Consider the following 16,082-nt stretch of genomic DNA (forward strand, 5'->3'; position numbering starts at 1 on the left):
TAATGATAAGGTCCCGCGCATCCATTAGATCTCGGGGGAGGCCGACTGTGCTCTCGTACTGGCGGGCGGGCCTGAGCGACGTACCGGACGAGGTGTGGGACCACCCCCGCCTGGAGGTTCTCCTCCTGCCCGACAACGCACTCACCCGGCTCCCCGACCGCATCGGATCACTCCCCCACCTGCACACTCTCGATCTCGGGCACAACCGCCTCGCCTCGGTGCCGGACACGCTCGGCGACCTGACGGGCCTGACCCGTTTCCTCTACCTGCACGACAACGAGCTCACCGCGCTCCCGGACTCGCTCGGCAGGCTGTCGCGGCTGGCCTATCTCAACGTCGGCGAGAACACGCTCACCGGACTCCATGAATCGATCGGCTCGATGAAGGGCCTGGTGGAGCTGCGCGCCCAGCACGCCGCCCTCACCCGGCTCCCCGAATCGATCGGCGGCCTGACCGCGCTGCGCGAGCTGTGGCTGCGCGGCAACCACCTCACCGCCCTCCCCGATTCCGTACGGCACCTGCGTGAGCTGCGGGAACTCGAACTGCGCGAGAACGCCCTCACCGACGTGCCCGGATCCTTGCGCGGACTTCCCCTGCTGCGGCGGCTCGACCTGCGGTCCAACCGGCTGCGCGACCTGCCCGACTGGATCGGCTCGCTGCCCGCGCTGGAGAAGCTGGACCTCCGGTGGAACGGCATGCACATGCCGTCCGGGCAGCTCGAGGCCCTCACGGCGCGGGGGTGCGTGGTGCTGCACTGATCGCTGAAGGGTTTCTAGGGCGCGTCCTCCAGAACCGGCGGCACCACCGCGACCGGGCTCGCCGCGTGCAGCAGGACCGCCATCGTCACCGTGCCGAGCATCGGCGCGGGGCGCGTGAGGCGGCGGCGGTGGCGGCCCACGACCACGAGGTCCGCCTCGCGGGAGTTCTCGACGAGGTGCCCGGCCGCGTCGCCCGGCGCCACGTACAGGTCGACCTCGACATCCGGATGCGTCTTGCGGAAGGGCGCCACCGCCGCGTTCGCCAGTGTCAGCGTCTCGCGCTCGGCCGCTTCCTGGTCGACCGTCGTGGGCGTGAAGTCGCCGAACGTCGTCCAGGCGAGCACCGGCCACGGGAACGCGGCGATCACCTGAAGCCGCGCACCGCCCCGCGCGGCCTCCTCGAAGGCGAAGGCGAGGACGGTGTCATCGGGCTCGTCCACGTCTACGCCGACGACCACACGCGGTCCGGGCGGTACGTCGTTGTCACCGTGCACGGAGCGCCCGGGCCTGGGCACCACGACGACGGGGCAGGCGGCGTCCCGTGCCACGGCCACACCGTTCGAACCGAGCAGCAGGCTGGCGAAGCCGCCGCGTCCCCGCGAACCGAGGACCAGCAGCTGTGCCTCAGCGCCGAGTTCGGGCAGGACAGCCGCAGGAGCGCCCTCCAACGTCACGTACTCCACCGGCGGCAGACCGCCTCGGCCGGTGAGGGAGGCGCGTACCTCGTCGACGACCGGGTCGTCCGCGGGCTCCGGCGGGCCGGACACCAGTACTCCTGGCTGGGTCCAGGGGGCGTACTGGCGCACATGGACGATCCGCACGGGCGCCCCGCGCCTGCCCGCTTCCGTCAGCGCCCATTCGAGGGCGCGCAGGCTGTCTTCGGATCCGTCGACGGCGGCGGCGACGGGCAGGGGGCGCGGGGTACTCATGTCCAACCTCCGGCACCGGGGCGCGGTGTCGACGGGCCCCGGCAAGAGCGACTGTTCCTGCCCCCAGCCTCGCGCACACCGGGACCGAGGGGCAGGGCCGAACGTCACATCTCGCCGGAAAAGCCGGAAACATCACCTGACCGCGGCTCGGGTCAGACCCGCTCAGGTCAGATCGAACTCCCCCTCGCGTGCCCCCAGCACGAACGCCCCCCATTCCGCGGGCGTGAAGATCAGGGACGGGTTATGGGGACTGCCGCCATTGCGCATCGCGATGAAGCCTTCGACGAAGGCGATCTGGACGTCCCCCAGCCCCTTGCTGCTCGAATGCCAGTCCGCGGCACTCAGATCGAGGTCCGGCTTGTCCCAACCCGCGAGCGTGTGCTGCTCCATGGTGCTTTCGGCCACGTCCTGCTCCTCCCGGTTCGTCGTCCGCCCGCCAGCCTAGCGATCGGCCCGCGCGGCGGACAGGCCACGGCGGCGAGCCGTTCACGACGTGGGCGGGTGCGCCCCGACGAGCCACATCGAGAAGAACTGCGAGCCGCCCCCGTAGGCGTGCCCGAGCACCTTGCGGGCGCCGTCGACCTGGTGTTCTCCCGCCTGCCCCCGGACCTGGAGCGCGGCCTCCGCGAAGCGGATCATGCCGGAGGCGCCGATGGGATTGGTGGACAGCACGCCGCCCGACATGTTGACGGGGAGGTCGCCGTCGAGCTCCGTGACGCCCGATTCCGTGAGCTTCCAGCCCTCGCCCTCGTCGGCGAAGCCGAGGTTCTCCAGCCACATCGGCTCGTACCAGGAGAACGGCACGTACATCTCGACGGCGTCGATCTCCCGTCGGGGGTCGCCGATGCCCGCCTGCCGGTAGACGTCGGCGGCGCAGTCCTTGCCGGCCTGCGGCGACACGAAGTCCTTGCCCGCGAACATGGTCGGCTCGCTGCGCATCGCGCCACCGTGCATCCAGGCAGGCGGCTGCGGCGAACGGGCCGCGCCCGCACGGTCGGTGAGGATCATGGCGCAGGCGCCGTCGGAGGACGGGCAGGTCTCGGAGTAGCGGACCGGGTCCCACAGCATGGGCGACGACTGGACCTTCTCCAGAGTGATGCCGTGCTCGTGCAGATGCGCGTAGGGATTCTTCAGCGCGTTGCGCCGGTCCTTGTACGCGACCAGCGAGCCGACGTGGTCGGGCGCGCCGGTGCGCCGCATGTACGCGCGGACGTGCGGGGCGAAGAAGCCGCCGGCGCCGGCGAGCAGCGGCTGTGTGAAGGGGATCGGCAGGGACAGGCCCCACATCGCGTTCGACTCGGACTGCTTTTCGAAGGCGAGGGTGAGGACGGTCCTGTGGACGCGGGACGCCACGAGGTTGGTGGCGACGAGGGCGGTGGAACCGCCGACCGAGCCCGCCGTGTGCACGCGGAGCATGGGCTTGCCGACCGCGCCGAGCGCGTCCGCGAGATACAGCTCGGGCATCATGACGCCCTCGAAGAAGTCCGGCGCCTTGCCGATCACCACGGCGTCGATGTCCGCCCACGTCAACTGGGCGTCCTCCAGAGCACGTCGGGCCGCCTCACGGACCAGTCCGGCGATCGAGACGTCCTTGCGGGCCGCGACGTGCTTGGTCTGGCCGATACCGACGACGGCCACGGGTTCTTTGCTGACCCCGCCGCTCAACCCGCCGCTCACCGTGCTGCTCATCGGGCGTCTCCTTCCAGGACGGCGACCAGGTTCTGCTGCAGGCAGGGGCCGGACGTGGCGTGCGCGAGTGCCCGGTCGGACTCACCGCGGTGGATACGGGCGGCGGCCTCTCCGATACGCAGCAGTCCCGCGGCCATGACCGGGTTGGCGGCGAGCGCGCCGCCGGAGGGGTTCACGGCCACGTCGTCGCCCAGCTTCAGCGCGTTGCGCAGGACGACCTCCTGGGAGGTGAACGGTGCATGCAACTCGGCGGTGTCCACGGGCCGTTCGAAAGCGCCCGCCCGCTCGGCGGCGAGCCGTGAGGACGGGGAGTCGGTGAGGTCGCGGACGCCGAGGCTGTGCGCCTCGATGCGGTGGTCCATGCCGCGGATCCAGGCCGGCCGCTCGCACAACGCGCGGGCCTTGTCCCCGGCGGCCAGGATCACGGCGACGGCGCCGTCGCTGACGGGCGGGCAGTCGCCCTTGCGCAACGGCCGCACCTCGTAGTCGCCCTGCGGCACCGAACCCTTCACCTGCGCATGGGAGTTAGAAGACGCGGATTCCCGGCTCCGTGCGGCGATCCCGGCGAGCGCGGGCTCGTCGGTCTCGCCCACGTCGATCAGGGCCTGCGCCTGAAGTGCCGCCAGGGCGACGGAGTCCGGCCACAGCGGGGCCACGTAGTACGGGTCGAGCTGGCGGGTGAGCACATCGCGCACCGAGCCCGGCGAGGACTTGCCGTACGCGTAGACGAGCGCGGTGTCGACCTCGCCGGTCAGCAGCTTCACCCAGGCCTCGTACATCGCCCAGGCACCGTCCATCTCCACATGCGACTCGGAGATCGGCGGCCACGCGCCCACGCCGTCGAGGGTCATGGTGAAGGAGAAGGCGCGGCCCGCGAGATAGTCGGAGGAGCCGGAGCAGGTGAAGCCGATGTCGCTGGTCCTGAGGCCGGTCTGCGCCAGGACCTGGTGCAGGACCGGCATCACCATGTCGACCTCGGAGAGTTCGTCGGTCGTGCGCAGATGGTCGCTCTGCGCGAAGGCGACGATCGCCACCTCTCGCATCTACACCAGCTCCTTGTACGTGTCATAGTCGGCGTCCGGTTCGCCGGTGGGACGGTAGTGGTCGGGATAGCGCCCGCCCTCGGTCCACACCGGCTCGACCCTGAGGCCCATCCGCACCTGGTCGTACGGGATGCCGGCGATGCGGCCGTGGAGCGCGAGGTCGGCGCCGTCGAGCGCGATGTGGGCGTAGACGTAGGGCAGTTCGATGTCGAGGTTCCTGGCCTTGACGTTGACGATGCAGAAGGTGGTGACGGTGCCGGCCGGGCCGACCTCGACCCGGCCGGTCGTGGCGACGCCGCAGGTGGGGCAGGCGCCGCGCGGCGGGACGTAGACCTTGCGGCAGGACGGGCAGCGTTCGCCGACGGTGCGCCGGTGGGCGAGGGCGTTGATGTACGCGCTCTGGGCGCGGCCCGGGGAGTACACGTAGTCGAGACGGGCCTGGGCGACGATCCCGGTGACCGCGTCGTCGAACAGCCCGTCGTGCGCGGCGGGTTCGGTCTCCGCGGCCTCGCCTTCGTACGGCTCGAAGCAGGCGATGTCGGTGATGGCACCGGTGCGTTCGGCGGCCCAGCGGACGCGGACACGCATGCCGGTGGTCACGGCGTCGGGGCCCGGCGCGTCGAGTGCGTGCAGGAGGGCGGTGTCGGCGCCGTCGAGCTTGACCAGGACCCAGGCGAAGGGCGTGCCGAGGGGCTGGCCGCGGCGGGGTTCGGGATTCCAGGCCCAGGTGGTGACGGTGCCGGTGGACTCGACCTCCACGAGGTCGCGGAGCTCGTCGGCGGTGACGGGGTCGTACTCGACGGGCGGGACCATGACCTTGCCGTCGGTGGTCTTCACACCGAGGACGGCGCGTTCGCGCAGGCCGGTCAGGAACGCGCTCTGGACGGGGCCGAGCGAGCGGGTGAAGGGGAACTCGACGACGAGGGGGGCTTTGAGGACTTCGGGCACTTCATGACTCCTTGACGGTCGGAGGGCTTCACGCGCGCCGGTAGACGGCGGGACGCTTCTCGGCGAAGGCCCTGGGGCCCTCCTTCGCGTCCTCGGTGGCGAAGATCGGCCAACCGCGCTCCAGTTCGGACTTGAGGCCGTCGGTCTCGGTCATCTCGGCGGTCTCGTACACCGAGGCCTTCACCGCCTCCACCGCGAGCGGGCCGCAGGCGTTGACCTGCTCGGCGATCTCCAGGGCCTTGTCGAGCGCGGTGCCGGTCGGGACGACGCTGCCGATCAGCCCGATGGAGAGGGCCTCGGCCGCGCTGTAGTGCCTGCCGGTCAGCAGCATCTCCAGGGCGTGGGTGCGCGGGATCTGGCGCTGCAGTCGCACGGTGGAGCCGCCGATCGGGAAGAGGGCCCGCTTGACCTCGGAGAGTCCGAAGGTCGCGCTCTCGCCGGCGACGCGGATGTCGGTGCCCTGGAGGATCTCCGTGCCGCCGGCCACGCAGTAGCCCTCGACGGCGGCGATCACGGGCTTACGGGGCCGGTGGTGGCGCAGCATCGCCTTCCAGTGGAGGTCGGGGTCGGCCTTCAGGCGGTCCCGGTACTGCTCGCCCTCCATCCCCTTGCCGGCGAGGGCCTTGAGGTCCATGCCGGCGCAGAAGGTGCCGCCCGCGCCGGTCAGGACGACCGACCGGATCGAGTCGTCCTCGTCGGCGGCGACCCATCCGTCGTAGAGACCGACGAGCATCGGCAGGGAGAGCGCGTTCTTGGCCTCGGGCCTGTTGAGCGTGAGGACCAGGGTGGCACCTTCGCGCCGCATCGCCAGGTGTTCCGTCCCGCGCCCCGTCCCGTGTCCCGCGTCGTGTTCCGTGCCACCCATGGCCGTGCTCCCGTCTCGGATGCGTCTCGGATGCCGCGTACGTCTCGGATGCGAGAACAGGTTGCAGTAGGCGGGTGGCCAGTTCAAGAGTTTTCTGACAGTCAGTCAGATTTCTTGTGCGGAGGCCCTTCCCTGTTCCCTGCGGCTCTGCTGAGATGACGGCCACATCGAGATGGCGCCTGGGTCAGGAGGAGCGGTGGAGTACAACCTTGCCGACCTGTTCGAGTCGGTCGTCGACGTGGTCCCCGACCGCGAGGCGCTCGTGCACATCGACCATCCCGGCACGGGCGTGGAGCGCCGGCTCACGTACGCCGGGCTCGACGCGGCGGCCAATCGCCTCGCGCATCATCTGATCGACAGCGGGATCCGCCCCGGCGAACACCTGGGCCTGCACCTCTACAACGGCATCGAGTACCTCCAGACGGTGCTGGCCTGCCTCAAGGCGCGGATCGTGCCCGTCAACGTCAACTACCGTTACGTGGAAGAGGAGTTGGTCTACCTCTACCGTGACGCGGACCTCGCGGCGCTCGTCTTCGACGCCGAGTTCACCGAACGCGTCGCGGCCGCTCTCCCGCAGACGGAGAAGCTGCGCCACCTCGTACGCGTGGGAACCGCGCCGGCCGGCGCGCCGCCCGTCAAGGCCGTGGACTTCACGGAGGCGGAGGCCACGGGCTCGCCGGAGCGCGGCTTCGGGCCGCGCTCGGCCGACGACCTCTTCATCATCTACACGGGCGGCACGACCGGCATGCCCAAGGGCGTGATGTGGCGCCAGGAGGACCTGTTCTTCTCGGGGCTCGGCGGCGGCGCGCCGACGGGCGAGCCGGTGAGCAGGCCGGAGGAGCTGTCCGAGCGCGTCACGGCCGGCGGCGACGGGATCACCTTCTTCCCGACCCCTCCCCTGATGCACGGCACGTCCACGCTCACCGCCTTCATCGGCTTCAACTTCGGCCAACGCATCGTCATCCACACGAAGTTCGTGCCCGAAGAAGTGCTGCGTACGGTCGAGAAGGAGAAGGTGACGAGCATGTCGCTCGTCGGGGACGCGATGCTGCGCCCCCTGATCGACGCGCTGAACGGGCCGATGAAGGGCACGGACTGCTCGTCGATGTTCAGCGTCTCGTCGTCGGGCGCGATCATGTCGGAGACGGTGCGCGCGCAGTTCCAGGCGCTCGTCCCGAACGTGATGCTCCTGAACAACTTCGGCTCGTCCGAGTCCGGCTTCAACGGCACGGCGACGGACGACTCGGGCCCGGAGAAGGGCTTCCGCCTACGGGTCAACTCCCGTACACAGGTGGTCGATCCGGCGACGTACGAGCCGATCGCGCCCGGAGAGCCGGGCCGCATCGCCCAGCGCGGGCACGTCCCGCTCGGCTACTACAACGACCCCGCGAAGACGGCCGAGACGTTCTTCCAGAAGGGCGACGAGCGGTGGGTGCTGCTCGGGGACATGGCGACGGTCGACGAGGAGGGCATCGTCACCGTCCTCGGGCGCGGCTCGCAGTGCATCAACACGGGCGGCGAGAAGGTGTATCCGGAAGAGGTCGAGCAGGCCCTGAAGTCCCATCCGGACGTGTACGACGCGCTGGTGGCCGGAGTGCCCGACGCGAAGTGGGGCAACCATGTCGCCGCCGTGGTCCAGCTGCGCGACGGCGCGGAACCGCCCTCGCTCGACGACATCCAGACCCACTGCCGCACCCGCCTCGCGGGCTACAAGATCCCCCGCCAGCTGGTCCTGACCGACCGTATCCAGCGCTCACCCAGCGGCAAGGCGGACTACCGGTGGGCGCGGGCGGTGGCGGCGGACGGGGCGTAGCGGGACCCGACGCCGGTCGCAACGGACACGGCAGGTGCTCCTGGCGCGACGCACCCGCGTACCGCGGCACAATCCGTTTGCCGCCCGGGCGCGCCGGTGCTGGAGTGGCCGGATGGATCCTCAAGCGGTGTTGTCCCGGTTCGACCGGCAGATGAGGCGGGACGCCAGGCCCGACGGCCCCGGCGCGCGGGTCGAGCGGGTGGACGGCGTGGTGCGGCAGACCGGCGCCGAGGGCAGCTCCTGGAACGGCGTCGTGTGGTCGGACCTCGACGAGAGCTCGGCGGACGCGGCGATCGCCGCGCAGGTACGCCATTTCACCGGCCTCGGACGGGAATTCGAGTGGAAGGTGTACGGGCACGACCTGCCGCACGACCTTCCGCAGCGGCTCACGGCCGCCGGATTCGTCCCCGAGCCCGTGGAAACGCTCCTGGTCGCCGAGGTCGCGGACCTGCCGGCAGACGTCCCGCCTCCCGAGGGGATCCGACTGCTCCCGGTCACCGACGAGGCCGGCGTCGACCTCATGTCGCAGGTGCACGACAAGGCCTTCGGCAGGAGTCTCGGCCTCACCCGGCACCAGCTCCTCGCCCAGCTCGCCGAGGACCCGGACGCCGTGCCCGCGGTGGTCGCGCTGGCCGGGGACGTGCCGGTGAGCGCGGCCCGCATGGAGACGCACCCGGGGACGGACTTCGCGAGCCTGTGGGGCGGCGGCACGGTCGCCGAGTGGCGCGGGCGCGGGATCTACCGCAGCCTCGTCGCGTTCCGTAGCCGCATCGCCGCCGAGCGTGGCTACCGCTACCTCCAGGTCGACGCCTCCAGCATGAGCCGCCCGATCCTGGAGCGCCTCGGCTTCACGGCTCTGAGCACCACGACTCCCTACCTCCACGGGGCCGCCGAAGGCGCCTGAGGCCACCCGGCGGCGATTGATTCCGTCCCGCCTCTTGACGCCTGCCTCCGTCCCTTGAATTACTGACCCTGAACGGATCAACCGAATGATCGGTCGGCCGATTCGCCCATTATGTGAATCCGGGTGGACGGCCGGCCCTCAGGGCTCGGGAGTGCGGTCGACGATGACAGAACTGCTGGACGCGGGGGAACAGCTCGGCCCCGAGGAGCTGCACGCACAGCAGCTGGAGCGGCTGCGGGCGACACTGCGCCGCGTGTACGAGCGGGTGCCGTTCTACCGCGCGTCCTTCGACAAGGCGGGCGTGCACCCCGACGACTGCCGCTCGCTCGCCGACCTGGCCCGCTTCCCGTTCACCACGAAGACCGACCTGCGGGACAACTACCCGTTCGGGATGTTCGCCGTCCCGGAGACGGATGTGCGCCGGCTGCACGCGTCCAGCGGGACCACGGGCCTGCCCACCGTCGTCGGCTACACGGAGGACGACCTCTCCATGTGGGCCGACATGGTGGCGCGCTCCCTGCGCGCGGCGGGCGCCCGGCCTGGCCACAAGGTCCATGTGGCGTACGGATACGGCCTGTTCACGGGCGGACTCGGCGCGCACTACGGTGCCGAGCGGCTCGGCTGCACGGTCATTCCCGCGTCCGGCGGCATGACCGCCCGCCAGGTGCGCCTGATCCAGGACTTCCGCCCCGAGATCATCATGGTCACCCCCTCGTACATGCTGACGATCCTCGACGAGTTCGAGCGCCAGGGCGTCGACCCGCGCAGCACGTCCCTCAAGGTCGGCGTCTTCGGCGCCGAGCCGTGGACCGAGGAGATGCGCCGCGAGATCGAGGAGCGCTTCGCCATCGACGCCGTCGACATCTACGGCCTCTCCGAGGTGATGGGCCCTGGCGTCGCCCAGGAGTGCGTCGAGACGAAGGACGGGCTGCACATCTGGGAGGACCAGTTCTATCCGGAGGTCGTCGACCCGATCACCGGCGAGGTCCTGCCGGACGGTGAGCAGGGCGAGCTGGTGTTCACCTCGCTCACCAAGGAGGCCATGCCCGTGATCCGCTACCGGACACGGGACCTGACCCGGCTCCTGCCCGGCACGGCCCGCCCCTCCTTCCGCCGCATGGAGAAGGTGACGGGCCGCAGCGACGACATGGTGATCCTGCGCGGGGTGAACCTCTTCCCGACCCAGGTCGAGGAGATCGTCCTGCGCACGCCGGGCGTCGCCCCGCACTTCCAGCTCCGGCTGACCCGCGCGGGCCGCATGGACGCCCTGACGGTACGCGCGGAGGCCCGCGCCGACGCGACCTCCGCCGAACGCGACGCGGCGGCCCGCTCCATCGCGACCGGAGTGAAGGACGGCATCGGTGTCTCGGTGACCGTGGAGGTCGTGGACCCGGAGACACTGGAGCGGTCGGTGGGCAAGATCAAGCGCATCGTGGACCTGCGGGGGCGGGAGGGTTAACCGCCCCCATCGGTCCCGTTTCCGTCAGCTCGCGTCGTCCCACAGGTCGTGCGCGTACCCGTCGACGACCGCCCCGATCCTGGCGAGCGCCTCCTCGGCGGGCAGCGGGGCGGGGCGGCGGCCGTCGCGCAGGCGCAGCGCGACCCGGCCGTCCGCCGCCTCTCTCGCGCCGATGACCGCCTGGTACGGCACGAGCCTGGCCTCCCGGACGCGGGCGCCCAGGGTGCCGCGTTCCGGGCCCGCGACCTCCGCCCGCAGCCCCAGCTCGGCGCACCGCCGCGCGAGGACATCGGCGTGCGGAAACTCTGCGTCCGAGATCGGCAGGATCGCCACCTGGGTGGGCGCGAGCCACGCCGGGAAGGCGCCGCCGTGCCGCTCGATGAGGTGCGCCACGGCCCGTTCCACGCTGCCGATGATGCTGCGGTGGACCATCACCGGACGGTGTTTCGCACCGTCCGGGCCGATGTAGTGCAGGTCGAAACGCTCGGGCTGGTGGAAGTCGACCTGGACGGTGGAGAGGGTGGACTCGCGTCCCGCGCCGTCGGCGACCTGGACGTCGATCTTGGGCCCGTAGAACGCGGCCTCGCCCTCGGCCGCCTCGTAGGAAAGACCCGACCGGTCGAGGACTTCGGTGAGCAGCGCGGCGGAGCGCTGCCACATCTGCGGGGCGGCGACGTACTTCCCGCCCGGCCCCGGCAGCGAGAGCCGGTAGCGCGCCGCGGTGATACCCAGCACCTCGTAGGCGCTGCGGATCATCTCCAGGGCCGCCTGTGCCTCGTCGGCCACTTGGTCGAGGGTGCAGAAGATGTGCGCGTCGTTGAGCTGGATGGCCCGCACGCGGGTCAGGCCGCCGAGCACTCCCGACAGCTCGGAGCGGTACATGCCTCCCAACTCCGCCATGCGCAAAGGCAGTTCACGGTAGCTGTGGGAGCGGGAACGGTAGATCACGGCGTGGTGGGGACAGAGGCTGGGCCGCAGGACGACCTGCTCGCCGCCCAGGTCCATCGGGGGAAACATGTCGTCGCTGTAGTGCGACCAGTGCCCCGAGATCTCGTACAGCTCGCGCTTGCCGAGGACCGGGGAGTACACGTGCCGGTAGCCGGCCCGCCGCTCGGCGGTGCGGATGTACTCCTCGAGGGTGTGCCGTACGGCCGCGCCGTCGGGCAGCCAGTAGGGCAGTCCCGCGCCGATGAGCGGGTCGGTGTCGAAGAGACCGAGCTCACGACCGAGCTTGCGGTGGTCGTGCTTCGGCCGCTCGTGCTGCGGGTGTTCCTGGTTGCGCCGCTCGTGCTTCTTCCGGTCCTGCTTCTGCTGATTCTGGTTCTGCTGATCCTGCTTCTGCTTCTGCTCGTTCATGTGGGGATCCCTCGCGGTCGTCGGGCGAGTGGTCCCATGGCGAAGCCCCGGGGCACTCGCCCCGGGGCTTCGGACAAACACAGCTGTCAGCGCGCCGGGACATTCTCCGGCGTCGTCGTCATGGCAGCTGCGCGTCGCTTCATGGCCGGACCGTAACAGGGCCCCGGCCGCCTCCGCTCGTCATTTTCGGCGGGCTCAGTCCGCAGTACTGAACCGGTCCCGCAGCTCGCGCTTGAGGATCTTGCCGCTGGCGTTGCGCGGGAGTTCGTCCACGAAGACGACGCGCTTGGGCGCCTTGAAGTGGGCGAGCTTCTCGCGCGCGTGGGCGATGAGCTCCGCCTCGGTCACCTCGCCGCCGCGGACCACGACGGCCGTGACGGCCTCGATCCAGCGGTCGTCGGGCAGTCCGATGACGGCGGTCTCAGCCACCTGCGGGTGGGTGTAGAGCGCGTCCTCGACCTGGCGTGAGGCGACGAGCACTCCCCCGGAATTGATGACGTCCTTCACGCGGTCGACGACGGTGAAGTAGCCCTCGCGGTCACGCACCGCGAGGTCCCCCGAACGGAACCAGCCGTCACGGAAGGCCGCCTCGGTCTCCTGCGGCTTGTCCCAGTAGCCGTCGCACAACTGCGGTGATCGGTAGACCACTTCACCGGCGGTGCCGTCGGGCACCTCCTTGCCGTCCTCGTCGACGACGCGCGCCTCGACGAACAGGACGGGCCGCCCGCAGGAGTCCATGCGGCCGTCGTGCTCGTCGGGTCCGAGGACGGTGGCGAGCGGTCCGATCTCGCTCTGGCCGAAGCAGTTGTAGAAGGCGAGTCCGGGCAGGCGCGCGCGGAGCCGTTCCAGGACCGGTACCGGCATGATCGAGGCGCCGTAGAAGGCCTTGCGCAGGCCGCTCAGGTCCCGTGTGGCGAAGTCCGGATGCTGCGACAGGCCGATCCAGACGGTGGGCGGCGCGAAGAGGCTGTCGGCGTCACCCGCCTCCACCAGGTCGAAGATCTTCGCGGCGTCCGGCGCGTCGAGAATCGTGTTCTGCGCGCCCACGGCGAGGTACGGCAGCAGGAACACGTGCATCTGCGCCGAGTGGTAGAGCGGCAGGGAGTGGACGGGCCGGTCCGTCTCCGTGAGGCCGAGGGCGTGGATCGCGCTGACGTACTCGTGGACGAGAGCGCGGTGCGACATCATCGCGCCCTTGGGCAGCGCCGTCGTGCCGGAGGTGTACAGGAGCTGCACCAGGTCGTCGGCGTCCGGCTGCGGTCCGTCGTACGGCTCGGCGGACGGGATCCGGGCGAGCAGGGAGTCGTCCGCGTCGCGCAGCGCCAGGGTGCGCGCCCCGGCGGGGAGCCGGTCCGCCAGGTCGGGATCCGTCAGCACGAGCGCGCAGCCCGACTGGCCGACGATGTAGGCGAGGTCGTCTCCGGTGAGGTTCTGGTTGACCGGCACGTGCACGAGCCCGGCGCGCGAACAGGCCAGGAAGCCGATCAGGTACGCGTCCGAGTTGTGCCCGTAGGCGCCGACGCGGTCCCCCGGTCCGAGGCCGAGGCCGCTCAGCACGCCGGCCGCGCGCGAGACGGCCGCGTCGAGTTCGGCATACGTCCACGCGCGCGGGCCGTAGCGGACGGCGACGCGTTCGGGGGCGCGTCGCGCGCTGCGGCGCAGCGTCCCGTCGACCGTGCTGGCGCGTACGTCTTGTTCATCCCGGACACCCGTCATGGCGCGATCCTGTGCCCCGGCCGACACGAAATCAAGGCCGGTGACGCGCGTCGCGCGAAGGCCGCACCGGACGCCGCCCTTCCGGGCATACCCGTTGGTACGCTCAACCGCCCCTTCCCTCACTCCAGTTGGGAGGCACGATGCGCACCCGCCCGAGACGTCTCGCGGTCATCGGTTTCGCCCTGTTGACCGCGCTGAGCACCACGGCCTCGCTCCCGTCGGCAGCCGCCGGCGGCCACGGCCGGCCCGAGCACCACCCGCACGGCGGCGGCCTGTCCGCCACGATCCGCTACACCGAGTACGGCATTCCGCATATCGTCGCCCAGGACTACGCGGGGCTCGGCTTCGGCACCGGGTGGGCGCAGGCCGCCGACCAGGTGTGCGCGCTCGCCGACGGGTTCGTCACCGTGCGCGGCGAGCGCTCCCGCTACTTCGGGCCCGACGCGGCCCCCGACGGCTCCCTTTCCTCGGCCACGAAGAACGTCTCCAGCGACCTCTACTTCCGGGGAGTCCGTGAGGCGGGCACCGTGGAGAAGCTCCTCGCCGAGCCGGCACCCGCGGGCCCGAGCCGCGAGGTGAAGGAGACGATGCGGGGCTTCGCCGCCGGATACAACGCGTGGCTGAAGCAGAACAGGATCACCGACCCCGCCTGCAAGGGAGCGGACTGGGTGCGCCCGGTGACGACCGCCGACGTCGCGGCGCACGGCTTCGCACTCGCCGTGCTCGGCGGTCAGGGCCGCGGCGTGGACGGCATCACGGCCGCGCAGCCGCCCACCGCGGGGGCGCCCGCCCCGTCCCGTACGCCGGACAAGGCCGAAGCGGCCGCGGCGGCAAAGGAGTTGTTCTCCTCCGAGGACGCCGACATGGGGTCCAACGCTGTCGCGTTCAGCGGTGCCACCACGGCGAACGGCCGCGGTCTGCTCCTCGGCAACCCGCACTACCCGTGGCAGGGCGGCCGTCGCTTCTGGCAGTCGCAGCAGACGATCCCCGGTGAGCTGAACGTCTCCGGCGGCTCGCTCATCGGCTCGACGACGATCTCGATCGGCCACAACTCCCGTATCGCCTGGAGCCACACCGTCGCGACGGGGGTCACGCTCAATCTCCACCAGTTGACACTGGACTCGGCCGACCCGACCGCGTACCTCGTGGACGGCAAGCCGGAGCGGATGACGAAGCGGACCGTGAGCGTCGCGGTGAAGGACGGCGCGCCGGTCACCCGCACCCAGTGGTGGACGCGGTACGGGCCGGTCGTGAACTCGCTCGGCGCGTCGCTGCCGCTGCCCTGGACGACCACGACGGCGTACGCGCTGAACGACCCGAACGCCCTGAACCTGCGCGCCTCCGACACGGGACTCGGGTTCAGCAAGGCGCGCTCCACGGACGACGTGCTGAGCTCGCTGAAGCGCAGTCAGGGGCTTCCCTGGGTGAACACGATCGCCGCCGACGCCTCTGGGCACTCGCTTTTCGCGCAGGCGCAGGTGCTGCCGCGGATCACCGACGATCTGGCCGCGCGCTGCTCGACGCCGCTCGGCAAGGTGACGTATCCGGCGTCCGGCGTCGCGGTCCTGGACGGCTCGCGCGGCGACTGCGCGATCGGCTCCGACAAGGACGCCGTACAGCCGGGCATCTTCGGACCGTCCAGGATGCCGGTCCTCAAGGACGCGCCCTACGTGGAGAACTCGAACGACAGCGCGTGGCTGGCCAACGCCGACCGGCCGCTGACGGGGTACGAGCGGGTCTTCGGGACGGTCGGCACGCAGCGGTCGATGCGGACGCGCGGTGGCGTCGAGGACGTGTCGGCGATGGCGAGTCGCGGCGCTCTCGCCGTTCCCGACCTCCAGCGGCAGCAGTTCGCCGACCGGGTGCCCGCGGCGGATCTGGCGGCGGCGGACACGGCGCGCGCGTGCGCAGTGCTGCCTGGCGGCACGGCAACAGCAAGCGACGGCAAGGCTGTTGACGTGAGCCAGGCCTGCGATGTGCTCAGGAAGTGGGATCACACCATGCGCACGTCGAGCCGGGGAGCGCTGCTCTTCGACCGGTTCTGGCGCAAGCTCACCGCGGCCGTGCCGAACGACAAGCTGTGGAAGGTGCCGTTCTCGGCCGCCGACCCGGTGCTCACGCCGAACACGCTGAACACGGATGCGCCGGGCTTCGCGACCGCGCTCGCCGACGCGGCGGGTGAGCTGCGGTCGGCCGGGATCGCCCTGGACGACCCGCTCGGCGCTCACCAGTTCGTCGTACGCGGCGGCAAGCACATCCCCGTCCACGGCGGCACGGAGTCCCTCGGCGTGTGGAACAAGGTCGAGACGGTGTGGGACGCGAAGGCGGGCGGCTACTCGGAGATCGTGCACGGTTCGAGCTACATCCAGGCCGTCGGCTGGAACGGCGGCGGTTGCCCGGTGGCGCGGACCCTGCTGACGTACTCCCAGTCCTCGAACCCGAACTCGCCGCACTACAGCGACCAGACGCACCTGTTCTCGGACGGACAGTGGGTGACCCCGCGCTTCTGCGAGAAGGACATCCTCAAGTCACCGGCGCTGAAGGTGGTGTGGGTTCACGACTGAACAACGGGCGCGGCCCGGGGATCTCTCCCCCCGGGCCG

General features: G+C 70.9%; 13 protein-coding genes. 5 read left to right on the forward strand and 8 right to left on the reverse strand.

The annotated features are described in order from the left end of the window. Positions 1 to 2: 2 nt before the first annotated feature. A complete protein-coding gene (locus ACWIGU_RS06865; RefSeq protein WP_454398176.1) occupies positions 3 to 758 on the forward strand; it encodes a leucine-rich repeat domain-containing protein in 756 nt (251 codons plus the stop codon). A 14-nt stretch (positions 759 to 772) separates the two neighbouring features. Here the strand turns inward: ACWIGU_RS06865 and ACWIGU_RS06870 are convergent, their stop codons facing one another. The 6 genes from ACWIGU_RS06870 to ACWIGU_RS06895 form a co-directional block, all read right to left on the reverse strand. Further along, the gene (locus tag ACWIGU_RS06870; protein ID WP_454398178.1) at positions 773 to 1,687 is read right to left on the reverse strand and encodes a universal stress protein; all 915 of its coding nucleotides are present in this window, start codon (positions 1,685 to 1,687) and stop codon (positions 773 to 775) included. A gap of 162 nt (positions 1,688 to 1,849) precedes the next feature. Further along, positions 1,850 to 2,077 (reverse strand): DUF397 domain-containing protein, encoded by a 228-nt coding sequence (locus tag ACWIGU_RS06875; RefSeq protein ID WP_383085598.1) that lies wholly within the window; start codon positions 2,075 to 2,077, stop codon positions 1,850 to 1,852. A gap of 96 nt (positions 2,078 to 2,173) precedes the next feature. Next, complete coding sequence (locus ACWIGU_RS06880) at positions 2,174 to 3,376, reverse strand: thiolase domain-containing protein (RefSeq protein ID WP_454398180.1); 1,203 nt, start codon at positions 3,374 to 3,376, stop codon at positions 2,174 to 2,176. Next, on the reverse strand, positions 3,373 to 4,419 hold the full coding sequence (locus ACWIGU_RS06885) for a thiolase domain-containing protein (RefSeq protein ID WP_454398182.1): 1,047 nt from the start codon (positions 4,417 to 4,419) through the stop codon (positions 3,373 to 3,375). The genes ACWIGU_RS06880 and ACWIGU_RS06885 overlap by 4 nt, the downstream gene beginning before the upstream one ends. Then, positions 4,420 to 5,367 (reverse strand): Zn-ribbon domain-containing OB-fold protein, encoded by a 948-nt coding sequence (locus ACWIGU_RS06890; RefSeq protein WP_454398184.1) that lies wholly within the window; start codon positions 5,365 to 5,367, stop codon positions 4,420 to 4,422. It lies immediately after the preceding gene. Between the two features lie 28 nt (positions 5,368 to 5,395). Continuing rightward, positions 5,396 to 6,232, reverse strand: a complete 837-nt coding sequence (locus tag ACWIGU_RS06895) for a crotonase/enoyl-CoA hydratase family protein (RefSeq protein ID WP_454398186.1) — start codon at positions 6,230 to 6,232, stop codon at positions 5,396 to 5,398. 196 nt (positions 6,233 to 6,428) lie between these two features. On the opposite strand from ACWIGU_RS06895, the gene ACWIGU_RS06900 reads away from it, so the two are divergent. The 3 genes from ACWIGU_RS06900 to paaK all read left to right on the forward strand — a co-directional run bounded on the left by ACWIGU_RS06900 (position 6,429) and on the right by paaK (position 10,408). Next, complete coding sequence (locus tag ACWIGU_RS06900) at positions 6,429 to 8,045, forward strand: acyl-CoA synthetase (RefSeq protein WP_454398188.1); 1,617 nt, start codon at positions 6,429 to 6,431, stop codon at positions 8,043 to 8,045. 112 nt (positions 8,046 to 8,157) lie between these two features. Next, positions 8,158 to 8,949 (forward strand): GNAT family N-acetyltransferase, encoded by a 792-nt coding sequence (locus tag ACWIGU_RS06905; RefSeq protein ID WP_454398190.1) that lies wholly within the window; start codon positions 8,158 to 8,160, stop codon positions 8,947 to 8,949. A 163-nt stretch (positions 8,950 to 9,112) separates the two neighbouring features. Next, positions 9,113 to 10,408, forward strand: coding sequence for a phenylacetate--CoA ligase PaaK (gene paaK, locus ACWIGU_RS06910; RefSeq protein WP_454398192.1), 1,296 nt, complete (start codon positions 9,113 to 9,115; stop codon positions 10,406 to 10,408). Positions 10,409 to 10,432: 24 nt separating this feature from the next. On the opposite strand, the gene thrS is transcribed toward paaK, so the two are convergent. Together thrS and ACWIGU_RS06920 are read right to left on the reverse strand one after the other, a co-directional pair. Beyond that, positions 10,433 to 11,764: a threonine--tRNA ligase gene (gene thrS / locus ACWIGU_RS06915; protein WP_454398194.1), complete on the reverse strand. Its 1,332-nt coding sequence runs from the start codon at positions 11,762 to 11,764 to the stop codon at positions 10,433 to 10,435. A gap of 195 nt (positions 11,765 to 11,959) precedes the next feature. After that, a complete protein-coding gene (locus ACWIGU_RS06920; protein WP_454398196.1) occupies positions 11,960 to 13,480 on the reverse strand; it encodes an acyl-CoA synthetase in 1,521 nt (506 codons plus the stop codon). A gap of 140 nt (positions 13,481 to 13,620) precedes the next feature. Here ACWIGU_RS06920 and ACWIGU_RS06925 point away from each other — a divergent pair, with 140 nt between their 5' ends. Continuing rightward, positions 13,621 to 16,044, forward strand: coding sequence for a penicillin acylase family protein (locus ACWIGU_RS06925; protein ID WP_454398198.1), 2,424 nt, complete (start codon positions 13,621 to 13,623; stop codon positions 16,042 to 16,044). Positions 16,045 to 16,082: the final 38 nt, after the last annotated feature.

The sequence above is a fragment of the Streptomyces sp. NPDC055400 genome (assembly GCF_053644375.1).